Below are 646 nucleotides of genomic sequence, written 5' to 3' on the forward strand. Positions count from 1 at the left end.
TGCAGGATCAGGATGCGGTCGAGCGCGCGCACGAGCACGTCGTTGACCTTGTACTCTTCGCACGGGTTCGAGAACATCATGTGCATGAAGTTCGCGCTGTACGACAGCTCGTTCTTCGGATACACGAACGGCTGGCCGATGCTGAACTTGTACGCCATCGCGACGAGCGTCGGCAGCTTCGCGATCATGCGAATCGCCGACACTTCACGGTGACGCGGATCGTTGATGTTCAGCGAGTCGTGATAGAACGCCGACAGCGCGCCGACCGCTGCGGTCAGCACGGCCATCGGGTGCGCGTCGCGACGGAAGCCGCGGAAGAAGAAGTGCATCTGCTCGTGCACCATCGTGTGACGCGTGACCGTCTCCACGAATTCCTTGTTCTGCGCGGTGTTGGGCAGTTCGCCCTTCAGCAGCAGATAGCAGGTTTCGAGGAAGTCGGCGTTCACCGCGAGTTGCTCGATCGGATAGCCGCGATACAGCAGCTCGCCCTTGTCGCCATCGATATACGTGATCGCGGAATTGCACGCCGCCGTCGACATGAAGCCCGGGTCATACGTGAACTTGCCGGTCTGACCGTACAACTTGCGGATGTCGATCACGTCCGGGCCCATCGTGCCCTTGTAGATCGGCATTTCGACGCTCGGCG

Annotated in this window: 1 protein-coding gene; it reads right to left on the reverse strand. The window is 60.5% G+C overall.

Annotation, left to right across the window (positions count from 1 at the left end):
* On the reverse strand, positions 1–646 hold a 646-nt coding region (locus tag AWB74_RS45175; protein WP_327363399.1), incomplete at both ends, for a citrate/2-methylcitrate synthase.

Origin of the sequence: Caballeronia arvi (assembly GCF_001544695.2) — a bacterium.
Classification (GTDB): domain Bacteria; phylum Pseudomonadota; class Gammaproteobacteria; order Burkholderiales; family Burkholderiaceae; genus Caballeronia; species Caballeronia arvi.